The sequence below is a fragment of the Candidatus Sericytochromatia bacterium genome (genome assembly GCA_035285325.1).
In the GTDB taxonomy this organism is placed as follows: Bacteria; Cyanobacteriota; Sericytochromatia; order S15B-MN24; family JAQBPE01; genus JAYKJB01.
The window spans coordinates 31962-53591 of the sequence record JAYKJB010000117.1 but is presented as its reverse complement, the minus strand read 5'-3'; the positions used below and the strand labels follow the sequence as shown (position 1 = coordinate 53591).

13 protein-coding genes are annotated in these 21630 nt (G+C 69.2%); 10 read left to right on the top strand and 3 right to left on the bottom strand.

Annotated features, from left to right (window positions below; all coding sequences use genetic code 11):
• Position 1: 1 nt before the first annotated feature.
• Together VKP62_14530 and VKP62_14525 are read left to right on the top strand one after the other, a co-directional pair.
• On the top strand, positions 2-2581 hold the full coding sequence (locus VKP62_14530) for a hypothetical protein (GenBank protein ID MEB3198413.1): 2580 nt from the start codon (positions 2-4) through the stop codon (positions 2579-2581).
• A 46-nt stretch (positions 2582-2627) separates the two neighbouring features.
• Positions 2628-5240 (top strand): PD-(D/E)XK nuclease family protein, encoded by a 2613-nt coding sequence (locus VKP62_14525; GenBank protein ID MEB3198412.1) that lies wholly within the window; start codon positions 2628-2630, stop codon positions 5238-5240.
• 90 nt (positions 5241-5330) lie between these two features.
• Here VKP62_14525 and VKP62_14520 read toward each other — a convergent pair whose 3' ends face one another.
• Entirely contained in the window at positions 5331-6305 is a 975-nt protein-coding gene (locus VKP62_14520; protein ID MEB3198411.1) for a hypothetical protein, read from the bottom strand.
• 187 nt (positions 6306-6492) lie between these two features.
• On the opposite strand from VKP62_14520, the gene VKP62_14515 reads away from it, so the two are divergent.
• The 5 genes from VKP62_14515 (at position 6493) to VKP62_14495 (ending at position 16156) form a co-directional block, all read left to right on the top strand.
• On the top strand, positions 6493-9126 hold the full coding sequence (locus VKP62_14515) for a UvrD-helicase domain-containing protein (protein ID MEB3198410.1): 2634 nt from the start codon (positions 6493-6495) through the stop codon (positions 9124-9126).
• 118 nt (positions 9127-9244) lie between these two features.
• Complete coding sequence (locus VKP62_14510) at positions 9245-10891, top strand: carboxypeptidase regulatory-like domain-containing protein (GenBank protein ID MEB3198409.1); 1647 nt, start codon at positions 9245-9247, stop codon at positions 10889-10891.
• 91 nt (positions 10892-10982) lie between these two features.
• A complete protein-coding gene (locus tag VKP62_14505) occupies positions 10983-12851 on the top strand; it encodes a methyltransferase domain-containing protein (protein MEB3198408.1) in 1869 nt (622 codons plus the stop codon).
• Positions 12852-12977: 126 nt separating this feature from the next.
• Positions 12978-14174, top strand: a complete 1197-nt coding sequence (locus tag VKP62_14500) for a hypothetical protein (protein MEB3198407.1) — start codon at positions 12978-12980, stop codon at positions 14172-14174.
• A gap of 32 nt (positions 14175-14206) precedes the next feature.
• Positions 14207-16156, top strand: coding sequence for an ATP-binding cassette domain-containing protein (locus VKP62_14495; protein ID MEB3198406.1), 1950 nt, complete (start codon positions 14207-14209; stop codon positions 16154-16156).
• 77 nt (positions 16157-16233) lie between these two features.
• On the opposite strand, the gene VKP62_14490 is transcribed toward VKP62_14495, so the two are convergent.
• Positions 16234-17547 carry a hypothetical protein gene (locus tag VKP62_14490; protein MEB3198405.1) on the bottom strand — a complete coding sequence of 438 codons (1314 nt, stop codon included), beginning with the start codon at positions 17545-17547 and terminating at the stop codon, positions 16234-16236.
• 319 nt (positions 17548-17866) lie between these two features.
• Here VKP62_14490 and VKP62_14485 point away from each other — a divergent pair, with 319 nt between their 5' ends.
• Positions 17867-18127 (top strand): hypothetical protein, encoded by a 261-nt coding sequence (locus tag VKP62_14485; GenBank protein ID MEB3198404.1) that lies wholly within the window; start codon positions 17867-17869, stop codon positions 18125-18127.
• 1132 nt (positions 18128-19259) lie between these two features.
• Here VKP62_14485 and VKP62_14480 read toward each other — a convergent pair.
• Complete coding sequence (locus VKP62_14480; GenBank protein MEB3198403.1) at positions 19260-20327, bottom strand: C39 family peptidase; 1068 nt, start codon at positions 20325-20327, stop codon at positions 19260-19262.
• Positions 20328-20520: 193 nt separating this feature from the next.
• Between VKP62_14480 and VKP62_14475 the strand changes: the two genes are divergently transcribed.
• Positions 20521-21213, top strand: a complete 693-nt coding sequence (locus VKP62_14475) for a class I SAM-dependent methyltransferase (protein MEB3198402.1) — start codon at positions 20521-20523, stop codon at positions 21211-21213.
• Positions 21203-21625, top strand: coding sequence for a DUF423 domain-containing protein (locus VKP62_14470; protein ID MEB3198401.1), 423 nt, complete (start codon positions 21203-21205; stop codon positions 21623-21625). Before VKP62_14475 ends, VKP62_14470 begins: the two co-directional genes overlap by 11 nt.
• The last annotated feature ends 5 nt before the right edge of the window (positions 21626-21630 follow it).

Genomic DNA, 21630 nt, shown 5'->3' with positions numbered 1-21630 from the left:
AGTGTCAGTGACCATGCGTCGTGTTCGTTTGGGTGCGCCGGCGGCGATCGCCGTGATGCTGGCCTTGGCGGCCTGTCAGACGCGGGCGCCGCAAGTGATGGAACCCGAAACCCGAGGGAGCAGCAGCACGTCGGGTGCGGCGGGTGCCGTCGCGACGAACGACGATCCGGCCTACCAGGCCGAGGAAACCCTGGCCCGCAATCTCGGTCTGGTGGCACCAGTCGGCGAGGTCAAAAAGAACCAATTCCAGCTGGTGGGCGCGGACGGCGCCTTCATTTCTCGCGCTGAAGTGGTCGTGGGTGATTTCCGTGGCTTCACCGACGCGAAAGGCATGGTCACCATGCCGATTGCGACCGCCAACCTGGGACGCCAACCGGCCATCATTCGGGCGCCCGGGTACGTCCCGATGGAAATGGACATCGTACCGGGCTTTGCGGCGCGGCTGCCCCAGGTGGATGCGCAGCGCACCACCATCACGGCGGCGGCCGGTGGCAAGGCGCTCAATTCGGCGGGGAATATGGAAGTGATTTTCCCGCCCGGTTCGCTGACGGGGGATGCCAAGGTGGCGGTGACCCGCGTGTATGGCCAATGGGGCTTGCCCGGCCAGCGCCTCCCGGAACAGATGCCCTTCACCAACAGCAGCGAGAAAGACGGGCCGCAACAGTCCTTTGCGGACGCCGGCTATAAACTGGCCGACAACGTGCCCCTGGGCACCTATCACTACAGCCTCGACCTGGGCGAGGGCGTCTCGCTGGCGCCGGGGGCGCAGGCGGTGGTGCGCTTCAAGGCCGAGGGCCCGATGGAGGCCCTGCTGGCCGACCGCTACGCCGCGGGCGACACCTTTTCCGAACAAGCCGAGTCGGTGACGCGCGATTCGGAGGGCCACTTCTGGCTGGCCATGCAGGTGGTGGGGCCTGTGCTTCAGGGGGCCACGACCGGCGGTGCCCGGGTGGCACCGCTGCAGCGGCGCTTGATGGCCGCCGAGTGTCAGACCTTCAACGACCAGGAAGCCAAGACCTTCTGGGTCGCGAAAACCTGGGCCTCGATGACACCGGGGATTCAGATTCCCATCTGGAAGAACGGCTACCGCACCAGCGACAACATCAGCGTGGACTGGGTCAATCAGTACGCGGCGGTGTCGGGCGGCGGTTGCACCACCTGGCAGACTGCGGCGCAGTACGAAAAGAATTCCTGGAACATGGCCAAGGGCAGTACGATTCCCGGCTGGATCACGCTGGTGACGCACAATTCCAAGGTGAACGGCGGGCGTTGCGTCTACTACCAGTTCGACCCGAATCAGTACTATTGCGAGAAAGGCCGGATCAAGGTCAAGGACCCGGGCGGCGAGTGGCAAACCACCTACACGACGTGGATCTCCAAGTCGATCAACGCGCTGGTCAACTGGAGTTCGGACGACCCGCGCCTGAGCGGGGTCGTGCCGGGGGCCCAGGTCAACTTCAGCCATTCGCTCTCCCCTCTGCGCGCCAACACGCCCTTGACCGTCATCGCGGCCTCGGACGGCTACGCTTCGACCCTGGGGCTCGACGGGTCGGCAGGGTCTGCTTCGGCCTCCGTGCCAGGGCAAGCCGGCTACACCTTCAGCAACACCAGCGGCTATCGGGTGGATTGCCGGACCGTCAATCTGCGCATCTACAAGAACATGCCGCGGGTGACCCTCCAATCCACCGCTTACGGCACGCCCTCCGCGCCCGTGGTGCTCAAGACGACCCTGGGAGATTTCACCCTGCCGTCGCTGGCGAATGCCACCGTCAAGCCGACCATTCCGCTGGATGCTCCCTCGGCCTCGTTCCGGGTGAACGGCAGCCATCAGACCGCCCCCAACGAGTGGGTCGAGATGGTCTCGGACGCGCTGGACGCCGGCTGGAACACCACCCGCTCGCTGCCCACCACCTTCTGGGTCTCCCGGCCGCTCTCCGCGTCGCTGGTCTACCAGTCCAACGACGCGTCCTTGGCGGCTGACGGTCGTCCCGCCAGCGTCTGGGACGGGCAACCCGTCGGTGGGGCCAGCCTGACCTTCGCGCACGCGCAATCGGCCTATCCGAACAAGACGCGGCAGGAGCCGCTCACCTTCGCCAATGTGAACGGCAGCGCCGCCACGTGGGGCATCCGGGGCGCGACCTCGAACATCACGGCGGAACGCAGCAGCAACGGCATCACGCTGTCCGGAAGCGCGACGGGCGTCGTCGATGGCTCGGTGGTGAGCGTGCCGGTTTCCGCCAACCTGCCCAGCCTGACGATTCGGGCGATCGGCCCGGTCTCCGGGTCCTGGGTGGTCAATTACGACTTGGAGGCCCCCAATGGCAGCGTGACCACCCGCAGCACCACCGTGCAGGGGCAAGGTTCTCAGTTGGTCCTGACGCTGCCGGTCGAGGATCCCTTGAATCAGCCTGGCAAGCATACCTTCCGCCTCACCAGCATCCTGTCGGCGGACGGGACCACCCGGATGAATTTGCCTGCTGTCAGTGGCCTGACGGATTACCCATCCGTGACCGGGCTGCACCGCGGCGGAAGCTTCCAGTATCCGGTGGAACTCTCCCCCACCTTCGTGGCGCCGAAGTAGGCGCCTTTCATTCCGGCGCAGCCTGGGCCGGGTAGGAAGGCCCTTGATGCGAGACGTCGTTCTGGCCCCGCTGGATGGGGAGTCCGCGGGGCAGTGGCTGGCCGACCGGACTGCCCTGGTTCCTCACGCCGGTGTGGCAGCCGCCCTCGGCGTTCCCTTTCAGTCGTTGGCCCAGCACGCCCGCGCGACGCTGGCCGGGCAAGGCGAGTGGCGGGTTGCTTCCGCCTTGGACTGGCAGCGCCACTTGCTCGTCTTGCTTGCGGATGAATTGCCCGCCGGCGAGGTGATGCCGGAAGCCCGCAGCCTGGCGCCTCTGCTGGCCGGCTTGTTGCGGGGCGGGGCTGACCTCACGCGGCTGGGCACAGAGGCCCCTCCGCGCGTCCGACGCCTGGCCCGCCTGGCGGCCGCTCTGCAAGCGTCCCTGCGAGCGCGAGGTCTGCTGCATCCGGCGGAACTGGCCTGGGAGGCCGCCCGCTCGGCTTCGCTCCGGCCGCTTCCCGTCCTGCTGACGGGGTATCTCGGCCTGGATGCGGGCGAGTCGACCTACCTGGGGGCGATCGCCGCTCCAGGCAGCGTCATCTGCCTGCCCGTGCCGCCCGAGGGCCCCAGTGCGGCGCAGCAACGCCTGATGCAGCGGCTGCGCGACGATGGCTGGACCGTTCGAGAGGCCCCGCCTGTCTTCCGGGAGGCGGCCGGGCGTCGGGTGAACGGCTACAGTTTTGCGGATGAAGAGTCGGAATGGCGCGGGGTCTTGGGGCTGGTCAAGCAGCGGCTGGGGGCGGGGGTGCCCGCCGCAGGCGTGGCGATCGTCGTGCGCGATCCGGCCGCCCAGGCCCCGCTGGCCCTGGCGATCGCCCGCGAGTTCGAGTTGCCGCTGCGCCCCACCCACCGCATTCCGCTCTCCGAGACCTGGCTGGGCTCCTGGTTGCTGGCCTGGGAGGAAGCGCTCCGTGGCGGGTTTCGGGACAGGGCCTGCGCCGCGCTGTGGCGCCACCGGTTGACCGAACGCCCGCCTGACGCCGAGGTCGGCGCGTCGAGCGACGCGGCGGCTCCCGCGCTTCCCACGGACTTCTGCCAGGCCTTCACTCCGCCCGCTGGGCAGAGCGGCGTGGCCTGGTGCGACTGGTTCGAGGCCGCCTGCCAGCGTCTGGGCCTGCTGCAGCGGGTCGGAGAGGATCCGGTGTCCTACGTCGGACTGGCCCTGCTGCGGGAGGATCTGCGGGCCTGGCTGCGGGCGGAGACCGCGCTCAGCCTGCGCGGCTTTCTGGAGGCCCTGAACGCCGTGAGTTCGCTGCTGCGCGTGCCGGCGGTGCCCGGCGAGGGGGGCGTGGCCTTGCTATCACCCGGGGAGCTCGTCGGTGTGCGCTTTCAGGAGGTCTACGCCGTGGGTCTGGCGGAAGGGCATTGGCCGCCGCCGTTGCGCGAAAATCCCGCCTGCGACTTTCACGATGGGGCCGCCGCCGCGGCGCTGGGGGCTGAATTTCCGTCTCCCCGCGACCGGCTCGAAAGGGAGTGGGCCGAGTTCCAGGCGGCGTGTGCCGCCGCCACCGAGGCCCTGACCCTCAGCCATGCGCGCGGCCTCGCCGGTCGGGCGACGCTGCCGAGCCCTTACTGGGCGCAGCGCGGCATCACGCCGGAGGCAGCGCCGGCGCCGCTGGTGCTGGCCAGCCGGCGCATGCTGCGCCAGCACTGCCTCGACGCGTTGACGCCCGAGCAAGAGCCGCTCGCGCCCCGCTTGCAGGCGGCCCTGGCGATCGAGGCGGCCCGGGAAGGCGCCGCGCCGCCGGGCCCCTACGAGGGCCAGACCGGACGCCGCTGGGACCCGGCGGCCCAGATGTTCAGCGTGACCCAGCTGACCGCCCTGGGCCAGTGTCCGTTCCGCTGGTTCGCCTCGCATGCGCTCAAGCTGGTGCCTCGGCGCGTCCCGGAGGACGAATTGACGCCCGCGGAACGCGGCAATTTATACCATCTGGCCCTGTTCCAGGCCGGCCAGGCCGCGCTGGACCAGCTCGACTGGCGCGCCGGGCTGGGCGAGGCCTTGCCGGCGGCGTTGGAGGAGGCCCGGGAGGCGCTGGAACTGCCCGCCGACGCACGCTGGGAGCGTCAGCGCCTGGAACATCTGGCCACCCTGCGGCGCGCAATCGCTGCCGACGACTTCTTGAGCGCAGGCGCCCGCCCGGAGGCCCTGGAAGATGCGTTCACCACCACCTGGGCGGGGCTGCGGTTGACGGGACGGATCGATCGCATCGACCGACGGGCGGATGGCACGCTGGAACTGGTGGACTACAAGCTGGGGGCTTCGCCGCCTGCCGGCGTGTGTGACGCGCACGGACGCCTGGGGCTCGATCTTCAGCTGCCGATCTACGAACAGGCAGCCGTGCAGGCGCGCGGCCCTGATACCCTCGTGGCGCAGACCCGCTATTTTTCGCTGAAAAAGGCCCGGGTTCTGAGTTCTAAACGGCCGGAGGCCAGCGACCTGGAGGACTTCGTCGCACGGGTGCGACGCACGTTCGAGAGTGGGACCTTTGCCGTTCAGCCGGACCTTCGCCGGGAGGCTTGCAGCCGCTGCGACATGCGGCCGGTCTGTCGGGTGGGCATCGGGCTGGAGCGCAAGCGCCAGGCGCCGGCGGACGGCACCTCGGAGGCGCCAGCCCCCTGAGCCAGTGGCCCTCGGGAAGCCAGCGGTCGATCAGGGGGCGCCGTCATCCTGCTGGACGTGGCCGAGTGGCTGAGCACGCCCCCCGTGTGGCTACGAGGAGAAGGCGTCAGGGGCGACGGTGGGCGTCCAGGTGAAGTCGGTCAGCCTCACGTCGAACACGCGTCCGCTGCCGGCATACATGGTGATGCGCAGCAGGGCCATCAGGGCGGGATCGACCGCGATCACCTCGCGCGTGATCGCGCCATCGAGATAGCGAATCTGGTCGACCTGGACCCGCTTGACCGGGCGACCGTCTTCCTCAGCATCACCCAGAAAGGTCCAGACGGCCCCCTCGGCGGTCAGGCGATCCATCATCGATTTCGGATCGGTCTCCGGCAGGCTGTGATTGCGGTTGTTGGCCAGGCGCGGGTCATCGGCCGGCATGGTGATGGGCAAGAAGCTGAGCAGCCCCTTGGCCCGCACCCGGCAGGTGACGGTGTCCTGGGTGGTGAGCAACGCGCCCTCCGCCAGCGGGTTGGAGGTCTTGATCATCTCGACCCGCAACCTGGCAGGAGAGGCCCACAGCAGCTTCATCTCGCTGCTGACCTTGCGCAGTTCGGCGACTTGCTTGCCCCCATTGAAGTGACCTTCGGAATAGGTGCGGATGTAGGCCTGAAAGGCCTTGGCGGATTGGTTGCGTTGCCGCACGGCGGCGAGCAACTGAGCACCTTCGGTGAGGCCCGGTGAGGCCACGGCGATCCCGGCGGCGGGACCCGTCACCTGTGCAGGCAATGGGGCGGCCGGGCGCGCTCCCGCCGGCAGGCCTGGGCTGCCGGCGCCAGGACTGCCCTCCGGGACCAGGGTCAGCGAGGGCGTCGGGCGCTGCATCGGATTGGCAGGCGGTTGGCCGGCCGGCGCGGCTGGCATCGCCTCGGTGAGACGGGCTGGCGCCGGGACAGTCCGCAGGGGCCGCGCCGGCGTGTTGAAGGCTCCTCGTCCACAACCCGCGAGCAGCAGCAGGGCCACGCCAAACGCCGCGGCGTGGCGCAGGAGCGGCCAGGGGTGTTGGGCGGATGAATGCGTCACGATCTTCTCCTCGGCGCGACGGGAACCTCATCATGCTTATCGGGGGCGATCGCCCCGTCCGACGTCGGAAAGGGGGAGGAAAGGTTAAGAGTTACCCAAGAAAACAACAAATTTAGAGTGCGTGGGCGACGCGGGCGGGTGCCGTGCCAGCTTGACGAATCGACCCGGCTCGCGGACACCATGGGGCGTGTCTGCTGCCGCTGAACATTCGAGCCCGCCCGAGGCCGTCGATGCGGACCTCGTCGTCATGGCCGGCGCGGGCGCCGGCAAGACCACCCTGCTCTCGCGGCGCTTCCTCCATCACGTGCAGGTGGAAGGCCTCAGCCCGCTTGCCGTGGTGGCGGTGACCTTCACGGAACTGGCCGCCACCGAATTGCGGGCCCGGGTGCGGGCCCTGGTGCAGGCGCAGCCGGGCGCCACGCCCGACACGCTCGGCGCGCTGGAGGCCGCTCCCATCTGCACGCTGCACGCCCTGGCCGCCCGCATCTGTCGGGAGCATCCGGACGCGGCCGAGGTGCCGCGGGGGTTTCGCGTGCTGGATGAGCGCGAGGGGCGCCTCTGGCAGGCGGAACAACTGGACGCGGCGATCGCCCGTCTGCCTGCGCGCAGCTTCGAAGGCCTCGCCTGGAGTCATATGCGGCAGGCGCTCGAGGAACTGGGGCGAGAGCCCCACCTGGCGGCCCAGGCGCTGGCCGCGCCCCTGCCCGAGCCGACCGAGCTTGCGGCCTGGCTTCGCGATGCCGCCCTGGCCGACTGTCTGGCCGACCCGACGTGGCAGCACGCGGTGGAAAGCTTGCGGGCGATCGCCTTCCCCCCCGAAGCTCGCATCGAGGCCCTGCGCGCGCAAACGCTGCAGGCCGTCACCCTGCTCGAGGCCGCGGCGGCAGGGGCGGCTGACCCGGCGGCCGCCTGTGCGGCGATGAGTGGGCTGGCCCTGCGCGGCAAGCTCGGCTGGCCGGGGCGAGACAGCGAGGTGGAGGCGCTCAAGGAGGCCATTCGAGTGGTCCGCGAGGCGCTCAAGGCGCTGGAACCAGAGGTCAGCGTGCAGCCTGGTCCCGCCGACCAGGCCTGGCCGGCCGTGCAGCCGTTGCTGCGGGAGGCCTGGGAGCAGGTGCAAGCCCAGCTGGCCGTCGCCAAGCGCCAGGCGCGTTGCCTCGATTACGCCGACCTGGAACTGGGGGCGCTGCGGGCCTTGCGTCAGCCTGAGGTGCGGGCGTTCTACCAGGCGCGCTGGAAGGCCTTCATCGTCGACGAATTTCAGGACACCAACCCGACCCAGGCCGAGTTGTTGACCTGGCTGACGGCGGACGCCCGGCTCACCATCGTGGGCGATGACAAGCAGGCGATTTTTGGCTTCCGGCGCGCGGATGTCAGCGTGTTTCACCGGTTTCGCGAGGCGATCGCGGCCCGCGGCGAAGAACGCTCGCTGCTGACCAGTTACCGCACTCACGTCCCGCTGGTGGCGGTCTTGAACCGGGTTTGTGCCCCCTTGCTGGGGGCCTTGCATCGCGACATGGACGCGCGGCGCGCCGCCCCCGCCGACGGGCCTCACCTGACGGCGGCCTGGTTGGATGTGGACCCTCATGACCGCCGCGTGACGAGTGGGGACAGGCAGCGGGCGGAGGCCTTTGACGTGGCCGAGCGGATCGCGCGCGACCTGGCTGAGGGGCGTCCCGTTCACGACCGACGCACCGGGGCCATCCGCCCGCTGGCTCCCACCGATGTGGCGGTGCTGGCCCGCACCTGGGCCGCCTTGCCGGCCTTCGAGGAGGCCTTGCGGGCGCGTGGCATCGCGGCCGTGCAGACCAAGGGGGGAGACCTGTTCGACACGCAGGAAGCGCTGGATGGTCTGAGCCTGCTGCAATGGCTGGCCGACCCCGCCGATGCGCTCTCGCTGGTGGCGGTGCTGCGCAGCCCGATGGGGCACGTGCCGGACGGTGCGCTGGCGGAGCTGGCGGCCACGCTGGGCGACACCCGAGACTGGTCGGCGGCTCTGGCGGAGGCCTCCCAGCCTGACATCCGGCACGCCGCGCAATGGCTCACGGCGCTGCGGGCGGCGCGCCGGGGCGACGCGCCGTCCGACCTGCTGGTTCGCGCCGACCACCTCAGCGGTTACACTGCGGTGCTGGCTCATTTGCCCGGTGCCGCCCGGCGCCTGGCCGACTGGCAGGGCCTGGTGACGCTGGTGCGGGAGTTCGAGCGTGGGGGCCAGGATCTGGAGAGCGTGGTGCTGCGCCTGCGCCGCCTGCGGGCCAGCGGCGTGAGCTTCGAGCGCCCCGCGCTGGAGACGGGGGAGGCCGTCAGCTTGATGACCCTTCACGCGTCGAAGGGGCTGGAGTGGCCGTTGGTGGCCCTGGTCGACCTGGCGCGGCGGCCTCCGGTCCATACGCCCACGGTGCGCGCGGACGCGCAGCTGGGGGTGGCCCTGCGCATCGTGGCCTCCGCCTCCAGCGAAGAGGCGCCTCCGCCGCTGCTCTATCGCTGGCTTGCCAGGGAGCAGGCCCTGCTGGAGCGGGCCGAGCGACGGCGCTTGCTCTATGTCGGGATGACGCGGGCGCGCGACCACCTGATGCTCTCCGCCGCTGCCCGTGCCGGCGGCTGGCTCGATGATCTGGCGCCCGCGCTGGCGTCGGCCGGCATCGTGCCGACGTGGGTGCCCTTTGCGCCCCCGCCGGAGGCGCCAAGCCCCCCGCGCGCTTCCGCCATCACGCGCGCGGCCGACTGGGCCCTGGGACCTGGTGCGCCCCCCATCCGCTTCGACCCGGCGGCCTGGGGACAAGCCTGGCGCGCAGACGACGAGGCCCTCGACCGGCTTTCATGAGCGGGCCTGCCAGCGCCCCCCCAAGGCGTTTGCGGGGGTGACGGGTGGGGTACATGGGGGCGGGGTGCCCGGCTGCTGTCCGGAAGACCTGTCCCCCGCCCCGGCTGGAGTTCGAAGCTTGCGCACGCGTCTGTCTCTTGGTTCGCTGGGCCTGGCGGTCCTGTTCGGGGCGTTGGCTTGTGCCCCCAAGCCCTCGGAACCCAGCGTTCCCGCCGCTTCGGTGGCGCGGGTGGTCAAGCGCCCTGACCTCAAGGCCAAGCCACAACTCGGCGACGAGGCAACGCTCAGCCAGGTGCAGGGCAGTGGTCGGGTGCAGGTGGCGTTCGAGGGGCTCGACCCATCGGCGGATGACGCTGCCGGCCTGGTCAGTAACGCGGGCGCCTCCCTCGTGGGCGTCGACCCGGGCGGGTTGCTCAGCAAGACCAAGCCCTATCGTCTGGCCCAGAGCACCCGCGACATTGCCCGGGTCACGCTGACCCTCACCGGCCCCGGGGGCTATCGGCAGGTGCAATCGCTGACGCGTGCGGAAATGCTGCAACCGCTGGTCGCGTCCTATTTTGCCAATGTGCCCGTCGGCAACGCCACGCTGGCGGTCCGGGTGCTGGACGCCGCGGGCGCCGAGATCGGGGCGGCCCAGCAGGCGTTCGTGGTGGCCAAGGGAATCCTGACGCGCGTTCCGCTTGCGGTGACGCTGGGACGCCGTCCGGCGGTGGCCGGCAAGCCGGGCGAGACCGGCGGCGTGGCGGCGGTGGTGTCGTTTCAGTCGGCGACGCAGGAGCGCTTCAACATCACGGGGTACTGGTTCGTCAGCGGGGAGGGCCAGGCGCCCGCCTATCCCATGCAGGGCTGTGGCCAAGGCTACGTCTGGTTCGTCAGTCAGGTTGGCCAGCAGGTCTATGCGCGCGTCAGCGGCTACAACGACAGCGCGGCTCGGTTGTGGCCCAACACCTACTGGGAAGAGGAGGTGCGGGGCGTTCTGGACGGCGCGCGCCTGCTGGCGCGCGGGCAGGTCCGCTACGTCGATGAGGCCGGCCTGGCGCCCACGCGCACGGAAGATTCCTTCTATGTCCTCACCTATGACCCGGACAAGATTCGCATGACCGGCACGCGCAACGGACTGGGCGGCTGGGCCGTGCCCTATCGCTTCTTGCCGAATTGCGGGGAGACCCCGCCGCCGATCCTGCCGGTGGCCGCGCTGCGCCCCACCACGCCGCCCAGCTGGCTTCCCACGACGCCCCCCAGCGGCGTGCCCGTGGCAGCGCCGAGTCCTCGCGTGGTGCAGGGCCGGGTCTTCGATCACGATGGGCGTCCGCTTGCCGGGGCGCGGGTGTCGCTGGCCTCGCTGGAAACCTCCTGGTTGCGGGTCACCACCACGAGCGCGGATGGCAGTTACACGCTCGGACCGTTGACGGATGTCCCGGCGGAACCGGGCCTGGAAATGCTGGCGGAGGCGGAGGGGCGCACCAGCCCATTCCACTATGTTCGCACCGACGACATGCTGGACGGCGATGCCCGGTCGCTCTGGTTGTCGCCGCCCGGCTTCCCGCACGCCGGCTGCTATCGCCCGCGGCCCTGGCTGCCTCGTCCCGCTTCCTGCGCCACCGCTGGACCGACCTCGCCACCGCTGCCCGCGCCTTCCGCCACGCCCGCGGCCTTGAGCACGCCCACGGCCCCCCCCCGTCCCAGCGCCACGCCCGCGCCGGCCACGCCCCTTCCCAGCGCCACGCCGACGCCCGGCCCCACACCGACCATCGCGGGGCGCTGAGCACGCCTTGGCCTGGCGAACCATCCCGCGGGTGATGCCAGGCGCTGCCCGGATGGTATAACGGGCGTGTCGCCTTGAGGAGCACGCCATCGTGTCAGACTTCCGGGGGCGGCGGGTCCTGATGCTCGGCACCTTCGACCCGGAATTCCCCCGCAATCGGCAACTTCTGCGTTTGCTGGCCCAGCTCGGCTGCCAGGTCGAGTGTTGCGCGCTGCCGCTCTGGGGCGCCGACCGGGTAGCGGATCTAACCCAGCGGCGTTGGCAGAGGGTGGCGGCCAGCGTGACGCTGGCCTGGCGCTTGCCCATGCGCTTGCTTGGCTTCATCTGGCGCCACCACCGGCGACCCGATTGGGTGCTGGTGCCGCATCCTGCTCAGCTGGATGCCGGCGTGATCGGCCTGCTGTGCCGCCTGCTGAGGGTGCCCTTGGTGGTCGATTTTTTCGTCTCCTTGCACGAGACGGTGGTGCTGGACCGTCGCCTGATCCGGCCAGGCTCCCCGCTCGCGTTGGGGCTGCAGTGGGCCGATAGCGCGGCTGCTCGCTTGGCGGACGTCCTGCTGGCCGACACCCCGGAAAACGCCGACCATTTTTCCGCTTGCACTGGAACGCCTCGCCGGCGCTGGCGGGTGCTGCCGATCGGGGTCGATGCCGCGCATTTCGCGCCGCGCCCTGAGCGAGATTCGATGCCCGCCACGGTGCTCTTTTACGGCACGTACATTCCCCTCCACGGCATCGAGACGATCGTGCGCGCCGCCTGCCTGTTGCCGCCCCACTATCGGGTACAGCTGTTGGGCGACGGCCAGCAACGCCCGGCCATCGAGGCCCTCGTGCGAGAGCTGTCAGCCCCTGTGGAAATGTTGGCAGCGGTTCCGGAGACGCAGCTGGCGGACCGGATCGCGCAGGCGCAAGTCTGTCTGGGCATTTTCGGCGAGGGCCCGAAGGCCCAACGCGTGATTCCCAACAAGGTGTTGCAATGCCTGGCGGTCGGACGCCCCGTGATCACCGCGGAGACACCTGCGGTGGCCTGTCTGGGCGAGGCGGTCACGCGGGTCGCGGCGGCCGATCCCGTGCGGCTGGCGGCCGCCATTCACGCCTTGATGGCGGATGCCCCTCGCCGCGCCCATCAGTTGCAGACGGGGCTCGTGCTGGTGCAGGCCCGCTTCAGCGACGAGGCCCTGGCGCCTTCGCTGGCCGAGGCCCTCGCACTCGCCGCGGACCGCCCGGGCCAGGCGCCCCTGAGCCTGGGAGGCCACCTGCGCTGGCCCCTGATCGCCGCCTTGCTCCGGGAGGCGGCGCCTGCCTCGATTCTGGAGGTGGGGGCCGGGCAGGGGGCCGTCGGGGTTCGCCTGGCCAGGTGGAGTCGCTATCTTGGGCTGGAACCCGATGCCCGCTCGGCTGCTGTGGCCGCTCAGCGTCTGGCCGCCAGCCCGGGGGCTCAGCTTCGCCACGGCGACATCGAGTCCCTGGCGCCGGAGGAACGCTTCGACCTGGTTTGCGCCTTCGAGGTGCTGGAGCATCTGGAGGACGACGTGGGCGCGCTGCGCCGCTGGGGCGAGCATCTGAGCCCTGGTGGCACCCTGCTCCTGAGCGTTCCGGCTCACCGGCGTCGATTCGGCCCCGCGGATGCGGCCGTGGGGCATTGGCGGCGCTACGATGCCGCAGATCTGGAGGCCGTGCTGCATGCCGCCGGATTCACGATCGTCGCGCGACGCTGCTACGGCGCCCTGGGCGGCCACCTGGTCGAGCAGTTGCGTCATTGGCTCATCCCCTGGCGTCTGCGCGGGGCGTCCGACGTCGCCGCCAGAAGCGCGGCCAGTGGGCGTGTCTTTCAACCGGCGAGTGGAATGATGGCCCTCGTCGTGTCGCTGCTCGCTTGGCCGCTCAAGGCATTACAGGCTCCCTTTACCGGAGGGGACTTCGGGGTGGGCTGGGTGGTGGCGGCCAGGCGCCGTGCGGATTGAAACCGCGCGAGGCCACGGCCCAAACGACCCCGATCGCGACCGCTGCGGATGAGTGGGGCCCCCTCCGAAGGTCGCTTCTTGCCGCTGTCCGGCGGGTATACTGGGCGGGCAAGGAAGTGGACCACCGTGCCTGTTCTCTATTTCCGTTGTCTGGTTGCCACCACGCTGGCTGCCGCGCTGGCCAGCTGTCAGAATGACCAGATGCGTGCCTCCGGCAGAGCGGGAAGCCTGGTTCGCCCCAGCCCGAGCCTGGATGCCAACCGCGTCGTGGGCGCAGACCCCACGGGCATGGCGATCGGGCCGGATGCCGGTCGCATTCTGGGGGAGGACAGTTCGGGTTGGTCTCCGCAACTGGAGCGCCTCGGACTCGGAAGTAAACCGCAGAACGGTGACGCCGAGACCTTGCGCGGTTTGCAGAGCAGTGGGCGCGTTCAGGTGGCCTTCCAGGGCCTGGCGCCGCCGCCGGAGGCGGCCGGACCGCTTGCCGCAGACCCCCTGCTGAGCAAGACCAAACCTTACAGCTTGGCCCAGACCACGCGTGACATCGCGCGGGTGGAGTTGCGCCTGAGTGCTGCGGGGGGCCACAGTCAGGCGCAGACGCTCAGTCGGGCCGAACTGCTGCAACCGCTCGTGTCCTGCTTCTTCGCGAACGTCCCGGTGGGGAGCGCCCGTCTGTTCGTCCGGGTGCTCGATGCGGCCGGCGCGGAGATCGGGGCTGCCGAGCAGGGCTTCCAGGTGGCCAAGGCCACGCTCACGCGGGTGCCCCTGACGGTCAAGCTCGGGCGCAAGGACGCGAGTCCTTCGCCTTCCGGCGAAGGCACTGGCGTGATGCCGGTGGTGACCTTCGAGGATGCCAAGGTGGAACCCTACAACATCACGGGATACTGGTTCGTCAGTCCCGAGGGTGAGCCACCGCTTTACCCGATGCAGGGCTGTGGCCAGGGTCAGGTCTGGTTCGTCAGCCAGGTGGGACAGCAGGTCATGGGCCGGGTCAGCGGCTATAACGACGCGTCCGCGCCCTACTTCCCGCGCACCTACTGGGAGGAAGTGGTGCTGGGCTTCGTGGAGGGCACCCGCCTGCAGGCCCGGGGGCAGCGGCGCCATATCGATGAGGCTGGCCGCCAGACCGTCTTCGTCGAAGAGGTCACCTACGTGTTGTCCTATGATGCCGAGAAGGTCCGCCTGACCGGGACGCGCAATGGCCTTGCGGGCTGGGGCGTGCCCTACCGCTTCTTGCCGACCTGCAGCCAGACCCCGCCGCCGATCCTGCCTGCTGCTTTGCTGGGGCCTCCGGTGGCCAGCCCGTCGCCCTCACCGCGCTGAGCCCTCGGCGTGCGCGTGATACACTGGCCGGTATGGACGACGCACCGCGCTCTGGCGATTCGGTCTTCACGGTTCAGAACCTGCGCCACCGTCATAGCGCTCGGGAAATCCTGACGGATGTCTCCTTCACGCTTCACCACGGCGATCGCCTGGGCATTCTGGGCGTCAACGGGGCCGGCAAGACGACCCTGATGCGTCTGATGGCGGGGGTCGAAAAGCCGGACGGCGGCCAGCTGGTGCGTCGCCGTGGCCTGTCTGTCGGTTACCTGCCCCAGGAATTTGCGCTCGAGGATGCGCAGACCGTCCGCCAGAGCATCGAAGCTGGGGCCGAGGCCACCCGTGCCATGCTGCGAGACTTCGAACAACTCAGTGCGCGTCTTGCCAGCGCCCAGGGACATGAGCTCGAAGGGCTGCTGACGGAGCAGACCGCCCTGGCCGAGCGGCTCGAGCTGCGCGACGCCTGGCATCTGGACCGTCTGGTCGAGACCGTGATGCAGCACCTGCGGGTGCCCGCTGCCGACCGCCTGATCGGCACGCTGTCCGGGGGCGAACGCCGGCGCGTGTCGCTGGCCCGAACCCTGGTGGCCCAGCCGGACCTGCTGATTCTGGATGAACCGACCAATCACCTGGACGCCAGCAGCATTGCCTGGCTGGAGGATTACCTCGCGAGCGGGGAGCGCACCTGCGTGCTGGTCACGCACGACCGCTATTTCCTCGACCGGATCGTCACGCGCATGCTGGAACTCGAGCGGGGGCAGGTGCGCACCTACAATGGCAATTACAGCGATTACCTGGAGGCCAAGGCACACGAGGCCGAGGTGTCCGCCCAGCAGGAACAGGTGCGCCAGAACACCCTGCGCCGGGAGTTGGCCTGGGTGCGCAAACAACCCAAGGCCCGTCAGGCCAAGAGCAAGGCCAGAGAGGACGCCTATTATGCGCTGGCGGACGACACCCCGCCGCCCGCGCTGGATGAGATTGCCTTGCGCATCCCGCTCGGACCCGTGCGCCCGGGCAAGAAGATCGTGGAACTGGCCGAGGTCGGCAAGCGTCAGGGCGATCGCTGGTTGTTCCGGCAGCTGAATCTGTCGCTGCAACCGGGCGACCGGATCGGCGTGGTGGGTGCCAATGGCCTCGGCAAGACCACCCTCATGCGGGTCTTGCAGGGCTTGTTGCCGCCGGATGAGGGCAGCGTGGATCACGGTCCCAACACCCGCTTCGTCTATGCCGATCAGGGCCGTGACCAGCTGGACCTGAGCAAGACCCTGCTGGCCGAGGTGGCAGGAGAGGCGAGCCACCTTCAGCTGGAGGATCGCACCATCACCGTGCGCAATTACCTGCGGCGCTTTTTGTTCGACGATGATCAGCACCAGCAGCCACTCGCCAAGTTTTCCGGTGGGGAACAGAACCGGGCCCAGCTGGCCAAGTTGCTGGCCGTCGGCGGAAACACCCTGATTCTCGACGAGCCCACCAACGACCTGGACCTGCCGACCCTGCGCGCCCTGGAAGAGGCCTTGCTGGTCTTTCCCGGTGCGGCCCTGATCGTCAGTCACGATCGCTATTTTCTCAATCGGGTGGCGACGCGCGTGCTGGCCTTTGAAGGCGATGGGCGGGTGAGTCTGACGGAGGGCTCCTACGACGACTATGTGGCCCGCAAGGGTCAGGATGGACCGTCGACGTTGGCGGTGGCTGCGCAAAAGCCCTTGCAGGCAGCGCCGGTGACCCCGGCGGCACCCTCCGCAGGCGCCAGAAAACTGACCTTCAAGGAAAAGCAGGAACTGGCCGGCATGGAGGCCGCCGTGGAGGCCGCGGAGGGCCGCAAGACCCAACTGGATGCCGAGCTCGCCGACCCTTCCCTCTATGTCGAACGGGGCTCGGAGGTGCCGAATCTGCTGGCCGAGGCCGCTGCGGTCCAGGCGGAGGTCGAGCGCCTGTACGCCCGCTGGGCTGAGTTGGAGTCTCGGGCCGAGGGGGAGGCCCGATAGCCTGAGCCGCTCGCCTGACCCGTTGAGGCTCATCGTGACGCGCCAGCGGGGCCGACGCCCTGGCCGATGCTACCTCGTCACCAGCGCGTGACCAGGGGCGGCTTGAGTTGTTCGCTGTCGCCGCCGGGGCCGCGGGCCAGGACGTCGTTGCGAGGGCGGCTGGCGAAGGCGGGTGGGACCCAGCGGCGGCGCAGCTCGCGCCGGGCTGCCCGCACGCTGCGGGCCAGCCGCGTGCCGGCATAGCGGTTGCGCAGGGCCGTGGCGATCGCCGAGGCCCCAGGAGGGGTTGCCGCGGCGCTGGCAGGCTGCGCTCGTCCGGCCGTTTGCGCCGGGGGCGGCGCAGCCTGGGGCGTTCGCGGTGTCGCCACCGACTGGTTGGCGGGCAGCGCTTGAGGTGCTGCGGCGACGGGCGTGGTGGAGGTGGTTCGCGTCGGTTGAGCTGCGGCGATCGGGGCGGGATTGACGGCCCCTGCAGGGGCGGCAGCGGATGGGCGCGTGGCGGCGACTGCCGGGGGACCACCCACCCCGGGAGCGCTTGCGCTGGCTCCGGAGGCTGCCACTGCCCCCCCCTGAGGCGGGGGCGCGCCACCTGGCTGCGTGCGGACGTTCGCTGGGAGCGGTGGGGCCGCCGGAGGGCTGGAGGCCAAGGCCAGGACGACTTCCGCTGGAAGCTTGCCTTCTTGTACCGCCTTTTGTAACGCGGCTTGATCGGTCAGCGCATGTTCGCGGGTTCTGGTCTCCACTTGCATCGCTTCGGAATGAACCGACGCCCACAGGGCCGCATTCTGTCGCTGCGCACTCAGATCGGGCGTGGGCGAGGCGGAGGGCCCAGCAGGCGCCGGCGCAGCCGCAGCTGCGCCTCCTGACGAGGGTTCGCTTGCCGTGCCCGGCGCTGCCTCCGGCGGGGGGGCGCCCAACTCGCCTGGGGGCAGGTCGCCTCCGCCGGCCGGCGGGGCAACCTCCGACTCGCTGAAGGAGGCAAGCAATTCACTGTTCCAGAGACCGAGCACGTTCGGTCCGGTGACGAAGATCGCCACGCCCATCATCGCCCCGAGAAACAGGGCGATGCGCGGATTCATCAGCCCGCTGCCCCTCGCTGGCTGTTTCTTGGAGACGATGATCTGGGAGGCCGGCCGACGATAGGCGTACCTGTCCGGGTCATAAACGTGCGGCTTTTCTTCGGGTTGCCCCGCATCGCCGTGGTCGTCCCCGCTCGCGTCGCCCCCTTCCTCGCCCCCCATCCGCCGTTTGCGGTCGGCCACCGCCTTGCGCTTGTTCCGGCAATCGCGGCACAGGCCCTCTTCGTCACAGTTCGCACAAATCGAGAGGCGACAGCCTTCGCAGGTCGCGACGGCCTCACTTTTGGGGTGATAGAAACATTTTTGCGCCACGGCGACTCCTGAACTGCCCGCTTGGCGACACCGCCGAAAGGCAGCGCGCACCGACATGATTCCCCGTTGACGGGGGCCTCTATACGCTTTGTCGGAATGAACCACTCGCTCCGATAGGGACGGGCCAGATCTGGGGCGGGCAGGGCGTGAATCGGCAGCCTCGTGGGGCTGCCCTGGCGGCCAGATGGGGGCTTTTGACGAAGGTGTCAGATCGAATTATTTTTGCTCGCTCGCGAAACGGGTTTAAGGAACGGGCAAGTTCGGGTATGGACGGAGTGCATCCGGTTTTCATCTCTCTTGATTCTCGAAAGGAACCATCATGAACATCAAAATGCTTGGTGCCGCCCTTTGCATCGCCGTTGCGAGCTCGGCCAACCTGCCCGCGCTGGCGAATCATCATGAAGGTGGCGCGCATGCCAAGCCGGCGGCCGCCCATGGCGATGCGCACGCCAAGCCCAAGGCGACCCCCACGCCCGCTCCCAAGGCCAAGGCTGCCAAGCCGGCCCACGGCGACGCGCACGCGAAGCCCGCGGACCATGGTCACGACCACAAGGACGGCCACGGCCACGGCGGCCACTAGTCTACAAACGCCGCGCCCCCGGGGAATTTCCCCGGGGGTTTTTATTTGCGATGTCACAGCCTCCCAAAGCACGCAGGGCAGTCCAAGCGGACTGCCCTGCGTGCTTTGAAGATGGTGCTGCGTTGAGACTGCGATGTTTGATGCGTTGGGTGTTGGAGAGAGAGATGGATGTTGGAGAGAGAGATGGAAGTTGGAGAGAGAGATGGGTGTTGGAGAGAGAGATGGGTGTTGGAGAGAGAGAGATGGGTGTTGGAGAGAGAGATGGGTGTTGGAGAGAGATGGGCTGCGATGAGGCTGCGAAGTGGGTGAGGTGTGGGCTGCGACGAGGCTGCGAAGTGGGTGAGGTGTGGGCTGCGACGAGGCTGCGAAGTGGGTGAGGTGTGGGCTGCGACGAGGTTGCGAAGGGGGTGAGGTGTGAGCTGCGACGAGGCTGCGAAGGGGGTGAGGTGTGGGCTGCGACGAGGCTGCGAAGGGGTTGAGGTGTGGGCTGCGACGAGGCTGCGACGTGGGTGAGGTGTGGGCTGCGATGAGGCTGCGAAGTGGGTGGGACTCGAACCGCTTACAGGATGGTTATGGGACACCTGGCTGACAAACCACCAACAACCCAGCCGAGCGACCTCAAGAAAAGGTTAAATCGATTTGGGCGGGTCCGGCGGGCTGCCTGGACCTTGTCTCAGCGAGTGCTCATCAAGACTTCGATCCCGCGCCCAGCGCTGGCCGCATCGAATTCGTGTCGCGGCACAACATGCCGGATTCCAACGAGATGACCCGCGTGATCTGCTCCGATGTTCAGGGGCGCAGCGGGCCGGTGGGTGGCAGCGTCGCGAAGAGGGCGGCTTGACGGCTTGAACGTGAACTCGCGCGCGAGGCGGCGCTGATTCGGCACGGCCACGCCAAAACTGAATGAGCGGCCCCAGAGGGCCGCTCGTTCAGTGGAGTTTGGAGAGGAATTTGGAGTTTGGGAATGGAATTTGGGAGTTTTTTGGAATTGGAGGAGTTTGGAGTTTTTGGAGGAGTGTGGGATGGGGAGTGGAAAACTTTCGGGGGCGCGGGGCGCGCCGCTCACAAGGGTCTTATGCGACCCGCAGGTTGCAAGACGGTTACAAGTGAGACTCATCAGGTAAAGTTTTCATTAAGCCTTCGGTCCCGCCGACACGATCGCGTAAGTGCCACGTTTTCGGACGGCCCGCCAGAAGTCCGACACCGACACGATCACGGGCCCGGATCGGCTGGCCGGGTCGTTCAGGTAGACCTTGCCGTTCTCGATCGCCGTCACCACGGTGTAATGACCCGTCTCGGCGCCTGCCCAGAGGTAGGTGGGCACCACGTGGGCGATCACCAGACGTCCCTTGGCCAGCTCGGCGCGGATCGGCTCGACCGAGTCGATACTCCAGATCGCCTGGGCCTCGAGCCCGTAGCTGCGCAGCCCCTTCACGATGCCCGCGACGCTGGTACCGCGGTACTCGTTGGACGACTCCCCCATGCGTCGGCGCATCGTTTCGACGGCGGCGTCGACTTCCTTGGCGCTGATCGGCAACTGCCCGAAGGCGCGCGCCACCATGGTGGCCGAAGCCGGTCCGCAGTTGCCGTTTCCGGGCGCGTCCTCATTGGGATTGGACGGGCTGCGGCCCTGGCTCAGAAACCACGCGTGACGCCGCTGGTGAGGATGGCCGGTGGGGGGCGCGGGCGCCGTGGGGCGCTCAGAGCTTGCAGGGATAGCGAGGGCAGAAGGGCCTGGTCCGCTGGGCGCCGGCGTGCCCGAACGGGTGGATGCGGGTGGGGCGGGGCTGGTCAGGGTCGTGGCGGCTGGCCCGCTCAGCTGGGCCATCAGGCCCGTCAGCTGGCTGTGCAGCTGGGACAGCTGAGTGGCCAGCTGGTCCAGCGTCGGCGTAGGAAGCGGCCCCGCGGGGACGACGCCGGGCGGTGTCGGAAGCGCGGCTGGCCAGGCCACGCCAGGAAATGCCGCGGGGGCAGGCGGCGGGCCCAGCTGGGTGGTGCTGGGCGACAGGAAAGGTGAGGGGGGCGCCAGCGGAGGTGGCGGTGGCGGAGGCGGCGGAGGCGGCGGTGGGGGCGGCGGCGGTGGCGGCGTGGGCGGGCTGGGCCACGCGGGGCGGGTCGGCCCAGGCGTGCTCGGCAGGGCCGAGAGGAGAAACGACGGCACCGGTATCCAGCCGTTGGCCGTGGCGATCAGTCGGGTCATCGGTACACTCCCATGCCAGTGGGGACTCGGATGTCGCCAGACATCCGAGTCAGACTCCCAAACTCCCACTGGGCTTATCGCGGCCAGCCAGCGAGGAAGTGGTAAAGGAAGCACTAAGCTTCAATTAATCTTTTCTTCCGACGCAGCGGTCGGCGACACGCTACAATGGCAGCGTTCCGCGCCTGGAGTCTCGATGTCGCTGCGCACGCTCAACCTCTCCGATGCCTTGCACGCCTACCTCACGGGAGCCGTCTCCCGCGAACCGGAGTGCCTGGCCCGCCTGCGCGCGGAGACCGCGCTCCTGCCCGAGGCGCGCATGCAAATCAGTCCGGAGCAGGGGCAATTCCTGCATCTGCTGGTCAAGCTGCTCGGCGTGCGGCGAGCCCTGGAAGTGGGCGTTTTCACCGGCTACAGCAGCCTGGTGACCGCGCTGGCCTTGCCGCCGGACGGTCGCCTGCTGGCTTGCGACATCAGCGATACCTACACCCAGGTGGCGCGCCGCCACTGGGAAGCGGCCGGGGTGGCCGAGCGGGTCGAGCTGCGCCTGGGCCCCGCCCTCGACACGCTGGACGCCTTGATTGCGGCGGGGCAGGCCGATACCTTTGATCTGGCCTTCATCGATGCCGACAAGGCGAATTACGAGGCCTATTACGAGCGGGCCCTGCGGCTGGTGCGCCCCGGAGGCCTCGTGGCGATCGACAACACGCTGTGGTCGGGACGGGTGGCCGATCCGAGCTGCCAGGATCCGGAGACCTGCGCGATCCGCTCGCTGAATGCGCGCATGCAGGCGGACGCACGCATCGATTTTTGCTTGCTGCCGATCGGCGACGGGCTGTCGCTGGCGGTCAAGCGACCCGACGGTCAGGGAGGCCAAGATGTGGGATAGGCTGTATCTGGGAATGGGCGCCGTCAGCGCCGCCTTGGCCGTGGGGTGCGGCGCCTTCGGGGCGCACGCCCTGAAAGCCAAGGTCACGGCCGGCCTGCTCGCGCCGGAACGCCTGGAGACCTGGCACACGGCGGCCCAGTATCAGATGTGGCACGCGCTGGCGATCATCCTGGTGGCGATCGCCCTGCACCTGCGCGTCCTGCGACCCGGCTCGGGCCTGCTGATCGGCTTTCTGGCCGGCACCGTCCTGTTCTCGGGGAGCCTGTACGCGCTCGTGCTCAGCGACCAGGCCGTGCTGGGGGCCGTGACGCCCTTGGGCGGCCTCACCTGGATCGCCACCTGGCTGGCGCTGGCCTGGAATGCCTGGGAGAGCCGCCTCGGCACCGATGCCGACGGCCATCCGCTCGCCTGATCCTG